Source organism: Sphingomonas sp. IC4-52, from assembly GCF_020707225.1.
GTDB lineage: Bacteria > Pseudomonadota > Alphaproteobacteria > Sphingomonadales > Sphingomonadaceae > Sphingomonas.
Genome location: NZ_JAJFEU010000002.1, coordinates 171,568 through 191,713, shown reverse-complemented (window position 1 = coordinate 191,713; position 20,146 = coordinate 171,568). Strand labels below are relative to the sequence as shown.

Here is a 20,146-nt window from a genome sequence, read left to right as displayed (position 1 = left end):
TCATTCCCAATCCAGTGCGCCCTTTTTCCAGGCGTATACAAGGCCAAGCGCGAGCTCGCCGATAAAGATCATCATGCTGATCCAGGCGGTCCAGCCGAGATCGAACACGCTGACCGCCCAGGGATATAGGAACGCGGCCTCGAGATCGAAGATGATGAACAGGATCGCAACTAGATAAAATCGCACGTCAAATTGCGCGCGGCTGTCCTCGAAAGCGGGGAAGCCGCATTCATATTCGCTGAGTTTTTCGACGGACGGCTTGTACGAACCCGTCAGCCGCGAAACTGCCATGGGCAGAAACACGAACGCCGACGACAGCACGAGTGCCACGCCGAGGAACATCAGGATCGGCAGATATTGCGACAGGTCAACCATCGGCGCTCTTTCGGGGCTTTTCTCGCACGGGCGAACGGAACGGGGGCGCTTTAGGCCCGCCGGACGGACGGGGCAAGGCATCGGGCCGGTGAGAATCACTCGCAACTTCCTGGGGTGGCCGGGATTTCGGGCTTCGGCTAGCAACCGGCGGCATGACAGCATTGAGCCGGATCGAAGAGCAGGCAGTTGCGCGCACAAGCGCCTCGCCAATGCTCGCGCGGACAAGGGCGTGGGCGGCGGTGAACAGCGGCACCGGCAATATCGCCGGGCTGGACGCGATGGCCGGCATGCTGGCGGACGCGTTCGCCGCGCTGCCCGGCACCGTGCGGCTGATCGAACCGGCTGCCGCAGAGCGAGTGGCGGCAGATGGCACGGTCGCCGCGGTGGCGCACGGCCAACACCTGCACGTGTCGGTCAGGCCCGACGCCGCGCGCCGGCTGCTCCTGACGGGGCATATGGATACCGTCTACCCCGCGGATCATCCATTCCAGACCCTCACGGACCGGGCGGACGGGACGATCAACGGCCCCGGTGTTGCCGACATGAAAGGCGGCCTTGCCGTCATGCTCGCCGCGCTCGAAGCGGTGGAGGCGGCGCGGTGCCCGATCGGCTATGACGTGATCATCAACTCCGACGAGGAAACCGGATCCTTTTCGTCCGCCGCGTTGATCGCAGAGGCGGCGCGCGGCAAGCTCGCGGCGCTCACCTATGAACCGGCCCTGCCCGATGGAACCCTGGCCGGCGCACGTGGGGGCACGGGCAATTTCTCCATCGTCGTGCGCGGACGCGCGGCCCACGCCGGGCGCAATCCACAGGACGGCCGCAACGCCATCGTCGCTGCCGCCGCGCTTGCCCTGGCCCTGGATGCCGCCAAGGGACCACGCTTGTCCGTCAACCCGGCGCGGATCGATGGCGGCGGGCCGAACAATGTCGTTCCGGACCTGGCGGTGTTACGGGTCAACTTCCGTCCTGCCGATGCCGATGAGATCGCACGGGCGCGGACGACGATCGATACCACCGTCGCCGCGGTCGCCGCAGCACATGACGTTCGCATCGACGTGCATGGCACTTTCAATCGGCCGCCCAAGCCGATCGACGCGGGCGCGGCGCGTCTGTTCGATCTGGTTCGTCAGGTGGGCGGCGATCTGGACCTGCCCATCGCATGGCGGGACACCGGCGGCGTGTGCGACGGCAATAATATAGCCGCCGCCGGCACCCCGGTGATCGACACCATGGGTGTGCGGGGCGGCGCAATTCATTCTGCGGACGAATTTCTGATCGTCGAAAGCCTAGCCGAACGAGCGGCGCTTTCGGCGGTGACCATCCTGCGACTGGCGGAGAACGGCTTGTGACTTTCGTGGTTCGCGCGGCGCGCGACGAGGATCTGGCGCATCTGTACGAGATGGCGAAGCTGACCGGTGGCGGCTTTACCAACCTGCCGCCCGATCGCCGCGCGCTGAAAGCCAAGCTGGATCGCAGCCACGCCGCCTTCACGCGCGACGAGGAAAGCGTCGCTGACGAGCTGTTCGTGCTGATCCTGGAAAATACCGCAACCGGCGAAGTACGTGGCACGTGCCAGATCTTCACCCAGGTCGGCCAACGGCACCCGTTCTACAGCTACCGCATCAGCATGCTGACCCAGCACAGCCGCGAACTGGACCGCACCTTTCGCGCCGAGATGCTGTCGCTGACCACCGACCTGGAAGGATCGAGCGAGGTGGGCGGCCTATTCCTTCATCCCGGAGAACGGGCGGGCGGCCTGGGCCTGTTGTTGGCGCGAAGCCGCTATCTGTTCATCAAGGCGCATCGCCAGCGGTTCGGCGACCGGATCCTCGCCGAGTTGCGCGGCGTGATCGACGAAGCGGGCGGCTCGCCGTTCTGGGACGGGCTGGCCGGACGCTTCTTCGGCATGAACTTCCAGGATGCCGACGCCTTCAACGCCATCAACGGCCATCAGTTTATCGCTGACCTGATGCCCAAGCATCCGATCTATACCGCGATGCTGTCCGAGACAGCCCGTGCAGCCATCGGCCTGCCCCACCCGTCCGGCCGGGCGGCGATGCGGATGCTCGAGAACGAGGGCTTCGCATTCGAGAAGTATATCGACATCTTCGATGGCGGGCCGACGATGACGGCGCGGATCGACTCGGTACGCTCCATCCGCGAAGCGCGCGAGGCACGGATCGTCGCCATTGATCGTGACGGCGGCACCGAGGCGCTGGTCGCTCAGGGACGCTTGTCCGATTTCCGCTGCGCCTTCGGCAATGTGCGCGAGGTCGGTAGCGAGGTGGTGATCGACCCCGATTGCGCCGCGGCGATCCAGGCGCGCGAGGATTCCCGCGTGCTGCACGTGGCGCGGATCTGACTGCAACGCTGACCGATGGCCTGCGCCGGGGAGCCTTTATGATCCAGGAAATCAATTTCGACGGCATCGTCGGGCCCAGCCATAATTATGCTGGCCTCAGCCCCGGCAACCTGGCCGCCACTCGCAATGCCGGCGCGACAGCGCATCCCCGTGCCGCCGCCTTGCAGGGACTGGCCAAAATGCGCGCCAATCTAGCGCTGGGGCTGACCCAGGGCATCCTCCTGCCGCACCCGCGGCCTGATGACGCATGGCTTGCCTCGCTCCACACCCATTACCTGGCCGCTCCTGCCCATCTGAAGGCTCGGGCGTTCTCGGCCTCGCCGATGTGGGCCGCCAACGCCGCCACCGTTTCACCGGCGCCCGATGCTGGCGACGAGCGTTGCCACCTGACCGTCGCAAACCTCGTCACGATGCCGCATCGCAGCCACGAATGGCCGGCCACGCTGGCGCAGCTTCGGCTTGCGTTCGCGCATGAGCATTTTGCTGTTCACGCGCCCATCCCCGCCCCGTTCGGCGACGAGGGCGCGGCAAATCATATGCGGCTGTGCGCCGCTCATGACGCGCCCGGGGTCGAGGTGTTCGTCTACGGCGAGACGGGTGGGCCATTCCCCGCGCGGCAACACCGCGAAGCCTCCGAGGCGATCGCGCGGGCGCACCGCCTCGACCCCGCCCACACCTTGTTCGTGAAGCAATCGCCCGAGGCGATCGCCGCGGGCGCTTTTCATAATGACGTGGTTGCCGTCGCCAATGAGCGTATCCTGTTCGCGCACGAACAGGCGTTTGCGGATCGGCACGACTTCTTCGCCGATCTGCGCCGCATCATGCCGGACGTCGAGATCGTGGAGGTCCCGGCGGAGCGCGTGAGCCTTGACGACGCCATTCGGTCCTATCTCTTCAATGCGCAGCTCGTGACCGCGAGTACGGGCGCCCAGACGCTCATCGTGCCGGCGGAAGCGCGGGAGAACCAGGCGGTCTGGTCCTGGCTGCAGGACCATCTGGCAGGCAATGGGCCGATCCGCGCGGTAGACGTGGTAGACGTGCGCGAGTCGATGGCGAATGGCGGCGGTCCGGCGTGCCTGCGGCTGCGTGTCGCATGTGATCCGACGCTGGTTGACCCCCGTTTCCTCGTCGATGCGGCGAAGCTGGACCGGATTGCGGACGTGATTGCGACACACTGGCCCGAGGCGATCGCGTTCGACGCAATCGGGGATGCCGACCTAGTGGCGCAGGTCATCCGGGCACGCCGAGCGCTCTACGCAGCGCTCGACCTTGTCGAACTTATTGACAGTTGAGAGGAAGGTAGAGCGGCTAAGCGGCGGAAATCCGCCACTGGCGTGGAGCTTGCTTGGTTAACGCCATGTTTACCAAGATAGCCCGGCTCTTCACGATCAAGACGAAGTTCGAGGCGTTCATGGTCATCTATGGCCTCGGACTGGGCGCGACCGAGCGCGGGGTGCATTACTTGCGGGACTATCCCGGCCTCGGCGGCTGGCTGCTCTTCTCCGTCTGCCCCATCGCGGTTTTCATGGCCGGCGGGCGGATCCTTGAATCGGTAGAGCGCAACGGCGAGTAATCGCCGCGTCCATGCCAGGAGGGCGGCGGTGACGCCGCCCAGCTGTCGATTGCCTTTACAACCCTGCCGGCCGCGCAATCCGATAGGTCACCGTGTGCCGACGCGGATCGTCAGCCGCAAAAAGGGGATGATCGAAGTCCATGGCGGGCTCGTAGCTCATGCCAAGGCGCTCCATCAGCAGCCGGCTCTTGGCATTGTCGGTCGCGGTGATCGCGACGATAGCGTTGTCGTCTCGGTTCTCCCAACCCCATGCAATCGCGGCGGCAGCGGCCTCTCGCGCATAACCGGCGCCCCAATAGGGGACGGCCAGCATCCAGCCGATCTCCAGCATTCCCTCGATCGGCGTATCGGGGGCGCCGGGCTTCAGCCCGCAAAAGCCGATCGTCGCTTGCTCGGCCCGCAGCACCACGGCGCGGAAGCCGAGCGGTGCGTAGGAGGCGTGGCGAGCGAGAGCCATGTCGCTTTCCGCTGCGTTCTTCACCGGTCCCAGATCGGCCATGACGATGGGATCCGCCCACATGGCATGAAGCGGCGCACGGTCCTGCGGCTGAGGCGTGCGCAGCACCAGCCGCTCCGTCTCGATCGGCAACGGGGGCGCCGTCATGCCCGTCATTGGCCAAGCAGGCGGGCTGCGTGCACCGCGTGATAAGTGAGGACGCCCGAACAGCCAGCGCGCTTAAAGGCGGTGAGAGTTTCGAGGACCATGGCGTCGCGATCGGCTGCGCCCGCAGCGACCGCGGTCTCGATCATCGCATATTCGCCGGACACCTGATATGCGAACACCGGCACCTCGAACCGCTCCTTCACGCGTCGGGCGATATCAAGGTATGGCAGGCCGGGCTTCACCATCACGCTGTCGGCGCCTTCGGCGAGATCGAGCGCAACCTCGCGAAGAGCCTCCTCCCCATTCCCATAGTCCATCTGGTACGTCTTCTTGTCGCCCTTCAGCAGCCCGCGGCTGCCCACGGCGTCGCGGAACGGGCCGTAGAAGGCACTCGCGTATTTGGCCGCATAAGCCATGATCTGCACATTGTGACGGCCATCCGCCTCCAGAGCGGCGCGGATCGTGCCGATACGGCCGTCCATCATGTCGGATGGCGCGACGATATCAGCGCCGGCGGCGGCCTGGTTCAGCGATTGGCCAACCAGTAATTCCACGGTTGCATCGTTCAGCACATAGCCGGCCTCATCCACGAGGCCGTCATGGCCATGCGCAGTATAAGGATCGAGCGCGACGTCGGTCAGAATGCCAATGTCGGGAACCGAATCCTTGATGGCGCGAATGGCACGGCACATCAGATTGTCGGGATTCAGCGCTTCACGGCCATCTTCGCTGCGCAGATGCGCCGGCGTGTTCGGAAAAAGCGCAAGACACGGGATCCCGAGCGCATGCGCCTCCTTGGCCCGCGCGACGATGAGGTCGACCGACCAGCGCGAAACGCCGGGAAGGCTGGCGATCGGTTCCTCGACGCTCTCGCCCTCGGCGATGAACAGCGGCCAGATCAGATCGGCGGGGGTGAGCGTCGTCTCCCGATGCAGGCGCCGGCTCCAGTCAGCGGCACGGGTTCGACGCAGGCGAAGGGCGGGAAAGGAAGCGTGCATGGCCCTGCCTTGCGCCGCTCCCGACGCCTGCGCAAGCGTTACGGGGGCGAATCGGCCTGCCGTGCGTTAGGGCGGCATGAGCGAGATCCGGTCAGCCGCGTTGATCGTCAACGCCAAGTCACGCAAAGGGCAAAAGCTATTCCAGCGCGCGTGCGAGCGGCTGCATGAACTGCCGTTCTCGGTCGACGCGCACGCGGTGCAAAAGCCGGAGCATCTGGAGCGCACGGTGAAGCGCGCGCTGGCAAAGAACCCCGATCTGGTGATCCTGGGCGGCGGCGACGGGACGGTGAGCGGCCTGGTCGACCTGCTTGTCGGAAAGGACGTGATCCTGGGCGTCCTCCCGCTTGGCACGGCCAACAGTTTCGCGCGCACCCTGGGTCTGCCGCTTGACGTGGATGGGGCGATCGATGTGCTGGCAACAGGCGTGCCCAAGCGGATCGACCTGGGCATGATCGATGGAGACTATTTCGCGAATTGCGCGGCCATGGGCCTGTCGCCGCAAATCGCGGAGACGGTGCCGCATAATTTGAAGAAGCTATTGGGGCGGATCGGCTATCTCGGCTGGGCCGGGCTGCAATATCTGCGCTTCCGCCCCTTCATCCTGACCGTTGATGACGGAACGGAAGAGAAGCGGATGCGGGTGGTGGAAGTGCGGATCTCCAACGGGCCATATCACGGCGGCACCTGGCTGGTGGATGAGGCGAAGATCGATTCGGGGCAGATCGTCGTTCAGGCCGTTACCGGGCGTTACCGGCGCACGCTGCTGAAAAACTGGTTCGCCAACATCCTGGGCCTTTCGGCGAGGCACCACGATACGATCACCTTTTCGGGCCGCAATCTGAAGATCGACACGCGCCCCAACCTGCCGATTTCAATCGACGGCGAGGTGCTGGCACACACGCCCGTTCACGCCAAAATCGCGCCTGGCGCCATTCAGGTGATGGTGCCGCGAGACTCCGACGAAGAATCTGGCTGAGAGTCAGCGATCAGGCTGCCGGCTTTAGCGTGCCGGCAGGTTCGATATCGGCGTGGCTGCGCTCTTCGCAATGCTCCTCCGGCACGAGTAGCCCGCCCTCCCGCCAGCGCCCGAAGCGGTAATAGAGCGCTGCCAACAGCGCGTTGGCACCCGAGCCCACTGGGAAGCTCCACCACAGGGCGTCCGCTCCGATCACGGGAAGCAACGCATAGGCCACGCCCAGCCGGACCGGGAACATGGCGATGGTCATGATCAGCAACGGGCCCCAGACGGCGCCGTTGGCGCGGATCACCCCGAACAGCACCATGGTCGCACCGAACATGATGAAGCCCCAGGTCGCCAGCAGGTTGATGTGCTGCGCGATCGGCACCACGGGGCTGGCGCCGGGGATGAACAGGCCGATGATGGCGAAGTCGAACAACAGCACCAGCGCAACCGTCGCGCCGGTAATGAGGACATTGTAGACGATGCCCGCGCGGGTGATGCGCGCCACCCGGTCCCATCGCCCGGCGCCAATGTTTTGCGCGGCCATCGCCGACACCGCCGCGCCGATGGCCATGGCCGGCATCTGGACATAGCCCCACAGCTGCTGAACGATGCCATAGGCGGCCACCGTATCGATACCGCTGCGGTTGACGAGGCCGACCATCGCCAACGCGGATACCGACAGCACCAGCATCTGCGCACCGATTGGCACCCCCTTGCTGACGATGGTTCGAACCAGCTCGCGTTCGGGAAGGATGTAGCGGATCTCGGCGCCCTTCAGGCGCAGCGGCAGATCGCGCCACCTGATCCAGGCGACCAGCGCGCCGAGCGCGACGATATTCGCAATCAGCGTGGCGGTGGCAGAGCCCGCGATGCCCATGCGTGGGAACGGACCCATGCCGGCGATGAGCAGCGGGTTCATCACCGCGTCCACCAGAACGGCAAGCCCCATGAACCACAAAGGGGTGACCGAGTCTCCGGTGCCCCTCAGCCCCATGAACATCAGCACGAGCAGCATGGAGGGTGGCAGCGCCAGGAAAATGACGCGCAGGTAATCGAGCGCTGGCTCAAAGGCGTCCGGCGGGGTGGCGAGGGCGACCAGGATCTCCGGCGCGAATATCCAGCCCAGCGTTCCCACCACGACCGATCCGGCGAGCACGAGGCCGATGGCGGAGCCGAACGCCCGACGCGCAGCCTCCACATCGCGGCGGCCCCAGCTCTGGCCGACGATGATCGTTGCCGCCATGCCGAAGCCGAACACGGCACCGAACATCAGGAACATGATGATGTTGGCGTTGGACGTCGCGGCAAGCGCCCCCTCCCCCAGGAAGCGGCCCACCCAGATCGTGTTGATCGAGCCGTTCAGGGATTGAAGGACGTTGGAAGCAAGCGTCGGGAGCGCGAACAGCAACAGCGCGGAGCCGATCGGACCCGTGGTGAGATCCCGCTGCCCGGGACGGCCGTGAACATGGGAAACCGCTTCGTCCATGTTGCCCCCTCCTAGTTTCTTGCGCCGGCTTGATACCGATCCTCAACCGTCCATGCGGCACGCCCAACCGGCCGACAAGGAGGATTCACTTGCCGCCGCCAAGCCGGTTGTTGGCGCCAATGTTGAGAAAGTTGAGACACTCGCGAAGGATCTTTCGACATTCACGCCCCTCGCCGCTGCGGTTGCCGCAGTGCCATGAACGGCTGACGTAGGACAGCGGGGCGGCGCATCTGGCCCCCTGGCCCGCGATCTGGCGGGCACGCAGCACAGCGGCAAAACGGAACGACGCGGCGCTAGCGGGCCGCGACCGGCTACTCCTCGATCCGCGCAACACCCAAGCGAGGAATGTCGATGGCGGGGCAGCGATCCATCACGACCTTCAGCCCGGCCGTTTCGGCGCGTGCTGCCGCCTGCTGGTTGACGACACCCAATTGCATCCAGACCGATTTCGCCCCGGCCGCGATCGCTTGATCAACAGCCTCGGCGGCAGCCTCCGAGCGGCGGAAGATGTCCACCATGTCGATCGGCTCGCCAATCTGCGACAGCTCGCGAAAGACATATTCGCCGTGCACATGTTCGCCGGTGATCTGCGGATTGACCGGAATCACGCGATAACCGTGCGCCTGCAGTTGCCGCATCACGCCATAGCTGGGCCGATCGGGGCGATCGGATGCGCCCACCAGTGCGATCGTACGGGTTTCCTCTAGCAGAGCCTTGATATCGGCATCGGCGGTCAGCGGCATGATCGGCCTTTCGACTATGGTCCGCTCGTGCCGCAGCCCCAATGCATGCGGCACGACCGGTCCATTGCTAACGCGCGCCGCCTCCGCCGGTTTCCAGCCAGGACGCGACCGCACCGGCGAGTGGGGCGAACACGGTATCGCCCGGTTCAGCGGCGGGCGGACGCCCAGCGTCGGACGCGGTGCGGATGGCAATGGTGAGCGGCACGCGCCCGAGAAACGGCACGCCCAGTTCCCGCGCCGCTGCTTCAGCGCCGCCTTGCCCGAACGGGTCGGATGTTTCGCCGCAATGCGGACAGACATAGCCAGCCATGTTTTCGACCAGTCCGATGATCGGCACGCCAGCCTTGTTGAACAGGTCGATCGCTCGGGTCGCGTCGATCAGCGCGAGATCCTGCGGCGTGGAAACGATCACTGCCCCGGCAGGCCGATATTTCTGGATCATGGTCAACTGCACGTCGCCGGTGCCCGGCGGCAGATCCAGCACCAGCGTGTCGGCCGCGCCCCAGTCCGCCTCGACAAGCTGACCCAGGGCGCCAGCCGCCATTGGCCCGCGCCAGGCGATCGCCTTGCCCGGCTCGATCAGCTGCCCCATCGACAGCATCGGTACGCCATAAGGGGTGGAGACGGGCAGCAGCACCTTGTCCTTCGCCTCCGGCCGCTGGCCTTCCGCCGCCATCAGGCGCGGCTGAGACGGACCGTAGATGTCGGCATCCACCAACCCGACCCTTCGTCCCTGCTGGCGAAGCGCGATGGCGAGGTTCGCCGCGAGCGTGGATTTTCCGACCCCGCCCTTTCCGCTCGCCACGGCAATGAGCTTCCGGTTGGCGCGCTCCGCGGTGACGACCACGCGCGCGTTGGGGCCCGCGGCCATGCGGACGGCCGCTTCCATCGCGTCGCGCGCCTTGGCGTCCAATCCCGTGGCATCAAGCACCACCCCGACACGCTCGCCTTCGATCCTTACGGTGGCGCGCGCGCCCGCAACGGCGGCAACCGCCTGCTTCACGTCATTCTCGTCCATGGCAACAAGTCGTTACGCCCTTCGCCGCCGCTGGGCACTGTTTTTCGGAGGAAGGACACCTATAAAGACTGACATGACCATCCTGCCACAATGGCTGCGCCGACCTTCGATCCTGACGAACGACTCCTCCAACGGGCCCTGGGGCGGCGGTGGTGACGACAATGGCGGTACGCCGCGAAACCCGTGGGCAGTGCCACCCGGCGGCCGCAAGGGAACGCCCAAGCCGACCGCCCTCGACGAGTTCCTGAAGAAGGCGCGGGGCGGTGGCTCCGGCGGTGGCGGCGGGCCACAATTGCCGCTGGGCGCGAACCCGCGCAGCCTGTGGCTGATCGGCCTTGCGCTGATCGTGGCCGTGTGGCTGATCTTCACATCGCTGCACCAGATCGGGCCGCAGCAGCGCGGGGTCGTGACGTTCCTTGGCCGTTACTCCGGCATGCTGGAACCTGGCATCCGCCTGACGCTGCCGGCGCCGCTCGTTGCCGTGCAGAAGGTGGACGTCGAGGCTGTGCGAGTGGATGAATTCCCGCGCGACGGCAGCGAAAACGTGCTGACCGGGGATCAGAACATCATCGACCTCGCCTACACGGTGCGCTGGCGCGTCGACAATCCGAGCGACTTCGTGTTCGAGATCAAGGACCCGGTGGAGACGGTGCGCGCGACGGCCGAGAGCGCGATGCGCGCCGTGCTGGCGACGACCACGCTGAACCAGGCGATCGGCGCCGGCCGGACCGACATCGAGGCGCGCGTCGCTCAGATGATGCAGCAGATCCTGAACGATTACCGCGCTGGCGTCCGCGTTCAGGGCGTCTCGATCCGCCAGGCCGCGGCCCCGGCCAGTCTGATCGACGATTTCAATGCCGTCACCGCCGCCCAGCAGGAGGCAGTGGCCAACCTCAACAACGCGCGCAGCTATTCGCAGCAGGTGATCGCCCGGGCACAGGGTGAGGCCGCGTCCTTCGACAAGGTATATGAACAGTATCGCCTGGCGCCTGAAGTGACGCGTCGCCGCATGTACTACGAGACCATGGAGGCCGTGCTGGCCAAGACCGACAAGACCATCGTTGAAACGCCGGGCGTTGCCCCGCTGCTGCCGCTGGACCGTGCGCGCAAGCTGCAGGAGCCGCAGGTCGAGGTTGCCCAGCCGCAGGGAGGCGCACGATGAGCGCTGTCACCCGCAATCCCGTCGCGATTGGCTTTGCGGCGCTGGGCGCCGTGATCCTGGCGGCCGCGACCTTCGCGATCGTGCCGGAAACCAAGCAGGCGGTCGTCCTGCGGCTGAACAACCCGGTGGGCCAGCCGGTGAACCAGTATCAGCCTGGTCAGCAGATCGGCGCAACCGGCGCCGGCCTGATCGCGCGCATCCCGTTCATCGACAAGATCGTCTGGGTCGACAAGCGCGTGCTGGACGCCGACCTCGACAACACGCTGGTGCTGTCGACCGATCAGCTGCGCCTGAACGTCGATGCCTTTGCACGTTTCCGCATCGTGGATCCGCTGCGCGCCGTGACCTCCACTGGCAGCACCTCGAACACCGAGGAGCGGGTGGCCGATCAGCTTCGCCCGCTGCTTGGCACTGCGCTCCGCAACGAACTGGGCAAGGTGCCGTTCTCCGTGCTGCTGAGCCCGGAACGCGGCAAGGTGATGGACGCGATCCAGGCCTCGCTGCAGCGTGATGCCAAGCAATATGGCGCTACCATCGTCGACGTGCGCATCAAGCACGCGGACCTGCCCGATGGCAGCCCGTTGGACAGCGCGCTTCAGCGCATGCGCACGGCGCGGCAGCAGGAAGCGAACACCATCCGCGCCCAAGGCCAGAAGCAGGCGCAGATCGTTCGCGCGGACGCCGACGCGACGGCCGCGCGCATCTATGCCGAATCGTTCAGCAAGGATGCGAGCTTCTACGATTTCTATCGCGCCATGCAGTCGTACCGGCATACGTTCGGCGTTGATGGCGGCCCGCGTCCGGAAGGATCGACCAGCATTATCATGAGCCGTGACAATGCCTATCTGAAGGAATTCAATGGTCGATAGGACCGCAACGGGAAAGCGGCGGGTTCGTTGAACATTCAAATGCCGTTCATCGACTGGACGGCAAAATCCAACGGTTAGGCCGGAATCGGCCAAACGAGAGGAACATGACGATCGTGCGTTACGCTTACGCCCTCACTGGTGCCTTACTCCTCGGCGGCACCGCCGCCTCGCTCGCGATGCAGAATCCGGCAACCGCGCAGAGCGCGCAGAACGAGCCGGGATCGATCCAGGCCAGTGCGCCGCGCGTCGGCGCCCCGATGAGCTTCGCCGACATGGTCGCGAAGCTGCAGCCGGCCGTGGTCAACATCTCCACCGACCAGAAGGTTACGGTGGCACAGCCGGCCAACCCCTTCGCTGGCACACCCTTCGCCGACCTGTTCGGGCAGTTCGGTGGCGGTCGTGGCCAGAATGGCGCTCCGATTACCCGCGAGGCGCAGTCGCTGGGTTCCGGCTTCATCATTTCGCCCGACGGCTATGTCGTCACCAACAATCACGTGGTGGCACCGGGCACGAACCGCGCAACGGTTGAGGCAATCCGCGTCACCCTGCCGGATCGCAAGGAATATGTCGCGAAGCTGGTCGGCCGCGATGCTGCTTCCGACCTCGCGGTGCTGAAGATCGATGCGCCGGGGCCGCTGCCCTATGTGCGTTTCGGCGATTCGGCGCGGGCGCGCGTTGGTGACTGGGTGGTCGCCATCGGCAATCCCTTCGGCCTTGGCGGTACCGTGACGGCCGGCATCGTGTCCGCGGTTCACCGCGTGACAGGCCAGGGCGGCGCCAACGACCGGTTCATCCAGACCGATGCGTCGATCAACCAGGGCAATTCGGGCGGCCCGATGTTCAACCTGAATGGCGAAGTGATTGGCATCAACAGCCAGATCTTCTCGCAGTCGGGCGGCAACATCGGCATCGGCTTCGCCATTCCGGCGGAGGACGCCAAGCCGATCATCGACACGCTGATGAAGGGCAAGCCGGTCCAGCGTGGCTATATCGGTGTTAGCATCCAGCGGCTGACCGATGACATCGCCGCTGCGCTGAACCTGCCGAAGGATTCGGGCGAGATCATCGCCCGTGCCGAGCCCGGCGGGCCGGCGGCCAAGGCTGGCCTGCGGGCGGGCGACGTCGTGACTCGCGTTAACGGCACTGCCGTTACGCCGGACACCACGCTGTCCTATCTGGTGGCCAACGTGCCGCCGGGCCAGCAGGCGCGACTGGACGTGATCCGCGACGGGCGGCCGACGACGGTTACCGTCACCACCACCGTTCGTCCGGCCGAAGAGCAGCTTGCCCAGCAGCTTGGCACCGACGACAGCTTCTCCGACGAAAACGGCGCGGATGCGCCGGCATCGGGCGGCGCCAACGGGATCGGCCTGACCGTTCAGCCGCTCACCCCGGCGATCGCACGCCAGGTGGGTGTCGACTCCACGGTTCAGGGCGTTGTTGTCAGCGGCGTCGATGCGGCAAGCGACGCTGGCCAGAAGCTGCGCCGCGGCGACGTGATCGTTTCCGTGAACTCGGTACCGACCCGTACGGCAGCGGACGTGGCCCGCGGGGTGCAGGCTGCCAAGGCCGCAGGGCGCCCGCAGGTGCTTCTGTCAGTGGTGCGCGGTCGCAACCCGGCCGTCTTCATTGCGGTCAAGCTCAAGTAAGCGCGACAGCGAACCCGAGGGATCAGGGGCCTCGCACGGCGGTGCGGGGCCCTTTCCTTTTAGGGCGCACGGCAAGCCGCACGCCGCTCGACTTCGCCGCGGTTCGAAGATTAGGAACAAGCCGCAGAAGCGGAGGGTGACGTGAGCGATACCATCTTCATCGGCGCGGACGAAAACGGGGCCAATCCGCAGCACCTGAACCTTCGGCTGGCCAACCGCCACGGGCTGATTGCCGGGGCAACCGGCACCGGCAAGACCGTGACGGTTCAGGGCATCATCGAGAATTTCTCCGCCGCCGGCGTTCCCTGCTTCGTCGCGGATGTGAAGGGTGATCTCGCCGGCCTTGCCATGCCTGGCTCTCCCCTCGCCAAGACTCATGCCGCTTTCTCCGACCGCGCGAGCATCGTCGGCTTGTCAGACTGGCATTATGCCGAGGCGCCGGTTCAGTTCTGGGACCTGTACGCAGAGCAGGGCCACCCGATCCGCACGACGATATCGGAGATGGGCCCGCTGATGCTCGCCCGGCTGCTCGGCCTGAACGAAGTGCAGGAAGGCGTTCTGACGATCGCCTTCCATGTCGCCGACCAGGACGGGCTGCTCCTGCTGGATCTGGACGATCTGCAGGCGATGCTGGCGCATTGCGCGGAGCGGGCGAGCGAACTCACCAGCACCTATGGCAACGTGTCCAAGCAGTCGATCGGCGCCATTCAGCGCGCGCTGATGCAATTGCGTAGCCAGGGCGGCGAGCGCTTCTTCGGGGAGCCAGCGCTGGACCTCGCCGATTTCCTGCGCACCGACGATCGCGGGCGCGGGGTCGTGAACATCCTGGCCGCGGATCGGCTGATGGCGGCGCCGAAGCTGTATGCCACCTTCCTGCTGTGGCTGCTTTCGGAGCTGTTCGAAACCTTGCCGGAAATCGGCGATCCCGAGCGCCCGACGCTGTGCTTCTTCTTCGACGAGGCACATTTGCTGTTCGATGATGCGCCAAAGGCATTGGTCGACAAGATCGAGCAGGTCGTGCGCCTGATCCGGTCCAAGGGCGTCGGCGTCTACTTCATCACGCAGAACCCGATCGACATCCCTGACGAAGTCGCCGGCCAGCTCAACAACCGCATCCAGCACAAGCTCAACGCCTTCACGCCACGTGATCAGGCGGCGGTGCGAAGCGCAGCCACCACGTTCCGCGCCAGCCCCGGCCTGGATGTTGCCGCCGCCATCACCGAATTGAAGATCGGTGAGGCGCTGGTGTCGCTGCTGCAGCCCGACGGAGCACCGTCGCCGGTGGCGCGGTGCCTGGTCCGCCCACCCGCAAGCCGGGTTGGACCGCTTTCGGCGGACGAGCGGCGCGTCCTCGTCATGACCGACGCGGTCGGCACCAAATACGACGCGGTGGCGGATCGGGAATCTGCCGAGGAACGACTGGCTGCCCGGGCCGCAGCGGCGGTCGAAGAAAGAGCGCAAGGAGCCAGCGACAAGGCCGCGGACGCGCGCGACAAAGCAAGCGCCAAGGCCGCCCGCACTGCCGAGCGGGAGCAGGCGAACTCCCCCTGGAACCAGGCGATCGCCTCGGCCACGCGCGCTGCGGGCTCCTCGATCGGGCGGCAGGTGGCGAATGAGCTCGGCAAGCAGGTGTTCGGCTCCGGCCGGGGAAAGGCGAGCGGCGGGCTGATGGGATCGATCGTTCGCGGCGTTCTGGGCGGGCTGTTCCGCGGCCGATAAGGCAAGAAGCGCGCTGCGCTGCGGCCCGAGCATCTCGTTGCAATCGCAACAACTGCTTTGGTCTTGGGAATTTGCGCGCTAGGCTCGCCCGTCAAGGGGGCCCCGTTCCCCCAACATCGTATCATCGGGGAGCGTATTCTTGCCCATCATTCCGTCGATCGCATTCGGCTTCCTTGCGATCCTGTTGGCCGGCGGTGTCGCCGGCGTCGTCAAGAAAGGCCCGGAATTTCTTGGCCATCCCAAGGGACTTTACGTCCTGTTCTTTGCCGAAATGTGGGAACGTTTCTCCTACTACGGCATGCGCGCGCTACTGATCTTCTACCTGACCAAGCACTGGCTGTTCGATGACGGCAAGTCGAACCTGATCTACGGCGCCTATACGAGCCTGGTGTACATCACCCCGGTGCTGGGCGGCTATTTGGCCGACCGCTATCTGGGCCAGCGCAAGGCAGTGACGTTCGGCGCGGTGATGCTGACGCTGGGCCACCTGCTGATGGCGGTGGAAGGCGACGGTGGACAAGGTTCTGCGGCGATCAACATCTTCTGGCTGGCGCTCGCGTTCATCATCGTCGGCACCGGCTTCCTGAAGGCCAATATCTCGGTGATCGTGGGCCAGCTCTACCCGCTCACCGACACTCGGCGCGATGGCGCTTACACCATCTTCTATATCGGCATTAACACCGGCGCGGCGATCGGCACGATCATGGCCGGCTGGCTGGGCGAGACTTATGGCTGGGCCTATGGCTTCGGCGCGGCCGGCGTCGGCATGCTGCTGGGCCTGGTGGTGTTCATCCTGGGCAAGCCGCTGCTGCTGGGCAAGGGCGAGGCGCCTCGTCCGCTGACGGCACGCACGGAGTGGTCGCTGTACGGCATCGGCCTCGCCTCGGTCGCGGTGATCTGGGCGCTGGTGCAGTATCAGGACGTTATCCAGACGCTGCTGATCATCTCTGGCGTGGCGATGCTCGGCTATGTCCTGTTTGAAAGCTTCAAGCTGGAGCCGCACGCGCGCGACCGGATGTTCGCGGTGCTGTTCCTGATCGCGCTGAATCCGGTATTCTGGGGTCTGTTCGAACAGGCCGGCGGCAGCCTGAACCTGTACACCGATCGCTTCGTGGATCGCGGCGGCGTTCCGGCATCGCTGTTCCAGTCGATCAACCCGATCTACATCGTGTTGCTCGGCCCGATCTTCGCCGCTTTGTGGGTGTTTCTGGGCAAGCGCGGCCTGGAACCGTCGGCACCGGCAAAGTTCGGCCTCGCCCTGGCGCAGGTCGGCCTTTCCTTCCTTGTGTTCGTGTGGGGTGCGCAAAGCGTCGGCCTGGCACTGGCAACGCCGGTGTTCTTCGTGTTCGCCATCTATTTCCTGCAGACCACGGGTGAGCTCTGCCTCTCCCCGGTAGGCCTCAGCGCGATGAACCGACTGGCGCCGAAGCACCTCGCCAGCCTGATCATGGGCGCGTGGTTCTACATGACGGCAGTCGGCAACTTCGTCGCAGGCAAGATCGGTGAGGCGACCGGCGGCGAGAGCGGCGAGATGACCAAGGAAGGCACGCTCGCGATCTATTCGACCATCGGCTGGTGGACGATCGGCATCGCCGCGGTGGTCCTGGCCCTGAGCCCGCTGGTGCGCCGCTGGATGCATCTCGATACGTTGCGGGACGTCGACCATGCCATGGCCGGCGAAGCGGAGCTGGCGGAGCCGAAGGCGGCCGGCATGAACACCAGCGGGGAAACGCGGCGCTGACACCGCGCCCGCGAGCCAATCAATCCGTCGCCCCTGTTCCGGCCGGGGCGACGGCAAGGAGATCGTGACGTAATTTCATAGGGGCGGGAGAGGCAGGATGGGCAATGTCGTGGCGGCAGCGTTGGCGTTCGTAGGCACCCACTTCCTATTGTCTCATCCGCTCCGAAGGCCGCTGGTGCAGGCCATTGGCGAGAAGGGCTTCCTGGGGCTCTACAGTCTCGTCGCCGCAGTTACGCTCGGCTGGCTGGCGCTTGCCTATCGCGCCGCCCCGCCCGCCCCGCCCCTCTGGCCGGTGGGTGACGTGCTATGGGCCATCGGGACGGTGCTGATGCTGGCGGGTGCGATCCTGTTCATGGGATCGCTGGTCCGCAACCCTGCCCTGCCGCAAGCCGCGGCGGGAAGCGTGCCGGAGGCGAAGGGCGTCTTCGCGATTACGCGCCATCCGATGATGTGGAGCTTTGCCATCTGGGGCTTCGTCCACATCCTGGTCTTTCCCGATCCGTCCAACATCGTGCTGGCGCTCTCGATCATGGTGCTCGCGCTGCTCGGTGCCCATCTGCAGGACCGAAAGAAGGAAGTGCTGCAGCCTGAATTCTGGCACGAATGGGAGCGGCGCACCAGCTATTGGCCGTTCGCCGCGATCGCCGCCGGGCGGGCGCGGGTCGGCAAGATCGGCATGCATGCGCTGGCGGGCGGGTTTGTCGTATGGCTCGCCGCGACCTGGGCGCATATGCCGCTGGCGGGTTGGCCGGCGGGCATCTGGCGCTGGATCGTCTGACCTTCCAAGCCGAGGGATCGCGCAAGTCAGCGGCGGAGCGCCGCCAGATCCTCTTGCGTGTTCACATTGGCGGGCACGACCCCGAGTGCGACACTGCGTGCGCCCGCCGCAGCCGCCCAGCGGCGCACGGCCCGTGGCTGTCCGGATGCAAGCCATGCATCGATATGGTCGGCCAAGGCCACCGGCCACCACCCCAGCACCGGGAGGCCAGCGACATAGGCCGGCCCTTCACCCGCGAGCGATTCCACCAGATTGGCCGGCAGCAGCGGCGCGTCGCAAGGCGCGCTGAGGACCGAGGCATAACCGTTGGCCTGCGCCCATCGCAGCGCGCCGGCGATCGCGCCGAGGGGGCCAAGCCCCGGCGCGGGATGATCCGCGACGCTGATCAGCGAGCCGTGCTGCCGGCCGACCACAATCAGCGCCTCGCTTTCGCTCCCCAGCGCCGCGGCGACATGGTCGATCAGCGGCGCCCCTTCGAACAAGGCCAGGGCCTTGTCTGACCCGAAGCGACTGGCCGCGCCGCCAGCGAGGATGGCGCCGACCACGCCTGCAACCTTTGCCACATCAAACTCCGGATCGAACTTCCCAACGGCCGAAGGGCCCGGTGATCGCTCACCGGGCCCATGGTACGCGCCGTTACATCCGGCAGAAAGACTTAGCGGCAAACCACCTGGCCACGATCGACCGAGTTACCGAGCAGCGCACCGGCACCCGCACCGATCAGGGCACCCAGCGTGTTGGAGCCGCCATTGGCCAGCAGGCTGCCCAGGACGCCGCCGCCGATGCCACCGATAATCAGGCCGGTGGTGCCGTCCGAGCGCCGGCAATAGTAGCGGCCGTTATAGCCGCGGTAGATGCGGTCGTTCCGGCTGAGGCGGCGCTGCTGATAGTAGCGGCCGTCGCGATAGAAATTGTCGGCGTAGTAAGCACGCTGGCCCGGGGGCATGCGGTTGTAATCGAACCTGCTCCACTGCTGGCGATCACGACGCCAGTCGTTCCGGGCATCGCGCACGTCGCGGCGATATTCCCGCTGCGCCTGACGCACGTCACGGCGGGAATCGGCGCGGCGCAAGTCCTCGCGATACTCACGGCGGGCGTCACGGATGTCTTCGCGATACTCGCGGCCGGCCTGCGCCTGCACCGGGAGCGCGGTGACCGTGGTTGCGGCAATCGCAGCGGCAATAATGATACGCATGGAACAACTCCTCGCTGATTATGCCGCAACAACCTGCAAAACACCTGGTAAGTTGCGTGAACGAAAAACTACATCTCGTTCATATTCGTGAAAGTCACTGTTCCAAGGTATGCGAAAGCGTGATTTCTGCATTTAATACTTTGGAAACCGGGCAGTTCTTCTTGGCGTCTGCCGCAATCCTCTCGAACTCGCTGTCCGAGATACCCGGAACTTTGGCGCGCAGGTCCAACGCCGATTTGGTGATGGTGAATCCTTCACCATCCTTTTCAACCGTGACTTTCGCGCTGGTTTCTAGCGTTCCGTCGTTATAGCCGGCGCCTGCGAGTGCGAAGCTGAGCGCCATGGTGAAGCAGCTGGCATGAGCGGCGGCGATCAACTCCTCCGGATTGGTGCCAGGCTCATTTTCGAACCGGGTGCCAAAGCCATAGCGTTGATCGGCCAGGACGCCCGATTGGGTCGAGATCCAGCCCTTGCCCTCTTTGCCGAGCCCTTCGTACCGGGCCGAGCCACTGCGTGTCGGCATGCCTATTCTCCTCACGCGCGCGAGGCGCGACTGCTTAGGGTCGCGCCTCGTCATCAAAGATGGTGATTGGGGCGATCAACGGCAGCGGCGGTTGCTCGTGCTGCGTTCCACTTCGCGGCCGGCAAGCGCACCCACCGCGGCGCCGCCCAGGGTGCCGAGCGTACGATCGCCCCGGGTATCGATGGTGCGGCCCAGCAGGGCGCCGGCAACGCCGCCGACGATCAGGCCAGTGGTGCCATCGGGCTTGCGGCAACGCCAGCGGCCGTCCTTGCCCTTCCATTCGCGATAGCTGTAGCGGCGCTGCGCATCGGCGTCGGTCGTGGTGACAACCACGCTGGGCAGAACCATGGCGGTGGCGCCGAGCGCCAGCATCATCTTACGCAT

The 20,146-nt window shown here is 65.7% G+C and carries 21 protein-coding genes; 11 read left to right on the top strand and 10 right to left on the bottom strand.

Features of this window, described 5'->3' with window-relative positions:
- Window positions 1-375 carry an NADH-quinone oxidoreductase subunit A gene (gene ndhC, locus LK535_RS07335; RefSeq protein ID WP_227771253.1) on the bottom strand — a complete coding sequence of 125 codons (375 nt, stop codon included), beginning with the start codon at window positions 373-375 and terminating at the stop codon, window positions 1-3.
- A 152-nt stretch (window positions 376-527) separates the two neighbouring features.
- Here ndhC and LK535_RS07330 point away from each other — a divergent pair, with 152 nt between their 5' ends.
- From LK535_RS07330 to LK535_RS07315, 4 genes are all read left to right on the top strand, one after another.
- Window positions 528-1,727: a hydrolase gene (locus LK535_RS07330; protein ID WP_227771252.1), complete on the top strand. Its 1,200-nt coding sequence runs from the start codon at window positions 528-530 to the stop codon at window positions 1,725-1,727.
- A complete protein-coding gene (locus LK535_RS07325) occupies window positions 1,724-2,740 on the top strand; it encodes an arginine N-succinyltransferase (RefSeq protein WP_227771251.1) in 1,017 nt (338 codons plus the stop codon). Before LK535_RS07330 ends, LK535_RS07325 begins: the two co-directional genes overlap by 4 nt.
- Before the next feature lie 38 nt (window positions 2,741-2,778).
- Window positions 2,779-4,032: an N-succinylarginine dihydrolase gene (locus LK535_RS07320; RefSeq protein WP_227771250.1), complete on the top strand. Its 1,254-nt coding sequence runs from the start codon at window positions 2,779-2,781 to the stop codon at window positions 4,030-4,032.
- Window positions 4,033-4,097: 65 nt separating this feature from the next.
- Window positions 4,098-4,313: a hypothetical protein gene (locus LK535_RS07315; RefSeq protein WP_227771249.1), complete on the top strand. Its 216-nt coding sequence runs from the start codon at window positions 4,098-4,100 to the stop codon at window positions 4,311-4,313.
- Window positions 4,314-4,368: 55 nt separating this feature from the next.
- On the opposite strand, the gene LK535_RS07310 is transcribed toward LK535_RS07315, so the two are convergent.
- The gene (locus tag LK535_RS07310; RefSeq protein ID WP_227771248.1) at window positions 4,369-4,917 is read right to left on the bottom strand and encodes a GNAT family N-acetyltransferase; all 549 of its coding nucleotides are present in this window, start codon (window positions 4,915-4,917) and stop codon (window positions 4,369-4,371) included.
- A 5-nt stretch (window positions 4,918-4,922) separates the two neighbouring features.
- Complete coding sequence (hemB, locus tag LK535_RS07305) at window positions 4,923-5,915, bottom strand: porphobilinogen synthase (RefSeq protein WP_227771247.1); 993 nt, start codon at window positions 5,913-5,915, stop codon at window positions 4,923-4,925.
- Window positions 5,916-5,991: 76 nt separating this feature from the next.
- On the opposite strand from hemB, the gene LK535_RS07300 reads away from it, so the two are divergent.
- Window positions 5,992-6,891: a diacylglycerol/lipid kinase family protein gene (locus tag LK535_RS07300; protein WP_227771246.1), complete on the top strand. Its 900-nt coding sequence runs from the start codon at window positions 5,992-5,994 to the stop codon at window positions 6,889-6,891.
- 10 nt (window positions 6,892-6,901) lie between these two features.
- Here LK535_RS07300 and LK535_RS07295 read toward each other — a convergent pair whose 3' ends face one another.
- The 3 genes from LK535_RS07295 to LK535_RS07285 form a co-directional block, all read right to left on the bottom strand.
- Window positions 6,902-8,365 (bottom strand): MATE family efflux transporter, encoded by a 1,464-nt coding sequence (locus tag LK535_RS07295; RefSeq protein WP_227771245.1) that lies wholly within the window; start codon window positions 8,363-8,365, stop codon window positions 6,902-6,904.
- A 311-nt stretch (window positions 8,366-8,676) separates the two neighbouring features.
- Complete coding sequence (locus tag LK535_RS07290; RefSeq protein ID WP_227771564.1) at window positions 8,677-9,108, bottom strand: CoA-binding protein; 432 nt, start codon at window positions 9,106-9,108, stop codon at window positions 8,677-8,679.
- Between the two features lie 67 nt (window positions 9,109-9,175).
- On the bottom strand, window positions 9,176-10,126 hold the full coding sequence (locus LK535_RS07285) for an Mrp/NBP35 family ATP-binding protein (protein ID WP_321576545.1): 951 nt from the start codon (window positions 10,124-10,126) through the stop codon (window positions 9,176-9,178).
- Window positions 10,127-10,199: 73 nt separating this feature from the next.
- Between LK535_RS07285 and hflK the strand changes: the two genes are divergently transcribed.
- The 6 genes from hflK (at window position 10,200) to LK535_RS07255 (ending at window position 18,044) form a co-directional block, all read left to right on the top strand.
- Window positions 10,200-11,288, top strand: a complete 1,089-nt coding sequence (gene hflK / locus LK535_RS07280; protein WP_227771244.1) for a protease modulator HflK — start codon at window positions 10,200-10,202, stop codon at window positions 11,286-11,288.
- Window positions 11,285-12,157, top strand: a complete 873-nt coding sequence (gene hflC, locus LK535_RS07275; protein ID WP_227771243.1) for a protease modulator HflC — start codon at window positions 11,285-11,287, stop codon at window positions 12,155-12,157. The genes hflK and hflC overlap by 4 nt, the downstream gene beginning before the upstream one ends.
- Before the next feature lie 113 nt (window positions 12,158-12,270).
- Entirely contained in the window at window positions 12,271-13,806 is a 1,536-nt protein-coding gene (locus LK535_RS07270; protein ID WP_227771562.1) for a Do family serine endopeptidase, read from the top strand.
- Between the two features lie 141 nt (window positions 13,807-13,947).
- Window positions 13,948-15,525 carry a helicase HerA-like domain-containing protein gene (locus LK535_RS07265; protein WP_227771242.1) on the top strand — a complete coding sequence of 526 codons (1,578 nt, stop codon included), beginning with the start codon at window positions 13,948-13,950 and terminating at the stop codon, window positions 15,523-15,525.
- 139 nt (window positions 15,526-15,664) lie between these two features.
- Entirely contained in the window at window positions 15,665-17,266 is a 1,602-nt protein-coding gene (locus tag LK535_RS07260; RefSeq protein ID WP_415837109.1) for a peptide MFS transporter, read from the top strand.
- A 97-nt stretch (window positions 17,267-17,363) separates the two neighbouring features.
- Window positions 17,364-18,044, top strand: coding sequence for an NnrU family protein (locus LK535_RS07255; protein ID WP_227771241.1), 681 nt, complete (start codon window positions 17,364-17,366; stop codon window positions 18,042-18,044).
- A 26-nt stretch (window positions 18,045-18,070) separates the two neighbouring features.
- Here the strand turns inward: LK535_RS07255 and LK535_RS07250 are convergent, their stop codons facing one another.
- The 4 genes from LK535_RS07250 to LK535_RS07235 form a co-directional block, all read right to left on the bottom strand.
- Entirely contained in the window at window positions 18,071-18,607 is a 537-nt protein-coding gene (locus tag LK535_RS07250; protein ID WP_227771240.1) for a molybdenum cofactor guanylyltransferase, read from the bottom strand.
- A gap of 92 nt (window positions 18,608-18,699) precedes the next feature.
- The gene (locus LK535_RS07245; protein ID WP_227771239.1) at window positions 18,700-19,239 is read right to left on the bottom strand and encodes a glycine zipper 2TM domain-containing protein; all 540 of its coding nucleotides are present in this window, start codon (window positions 19,237-19,239) and stop codon (window positions 18,700-18,702) included.
- A 94-nt stretch (window positions 19,240-19,333) separates the two neighbouring features.
- Window positions 19,334-19,762, bottom strand: a complete 429-nt coding sequence (locus tag LK535_RS07240; protein ID WP_227771238.1) for an OsmC family protein — start codon at window positions 19,760-19,762, stop codon at window positions 19,334-19,336.
- 75 nt (window positions 19,763-19,837) lie between these two features.
- A complete protein-coding gene (locus tag LK535_RS07235; protein ID WP_227771237.1) occupies window positions 19,838-20,146 on the bottom strand; it encodes a glycine zipper 2TM domain-containing protein in 309 nt (102 codons plus the stop codon).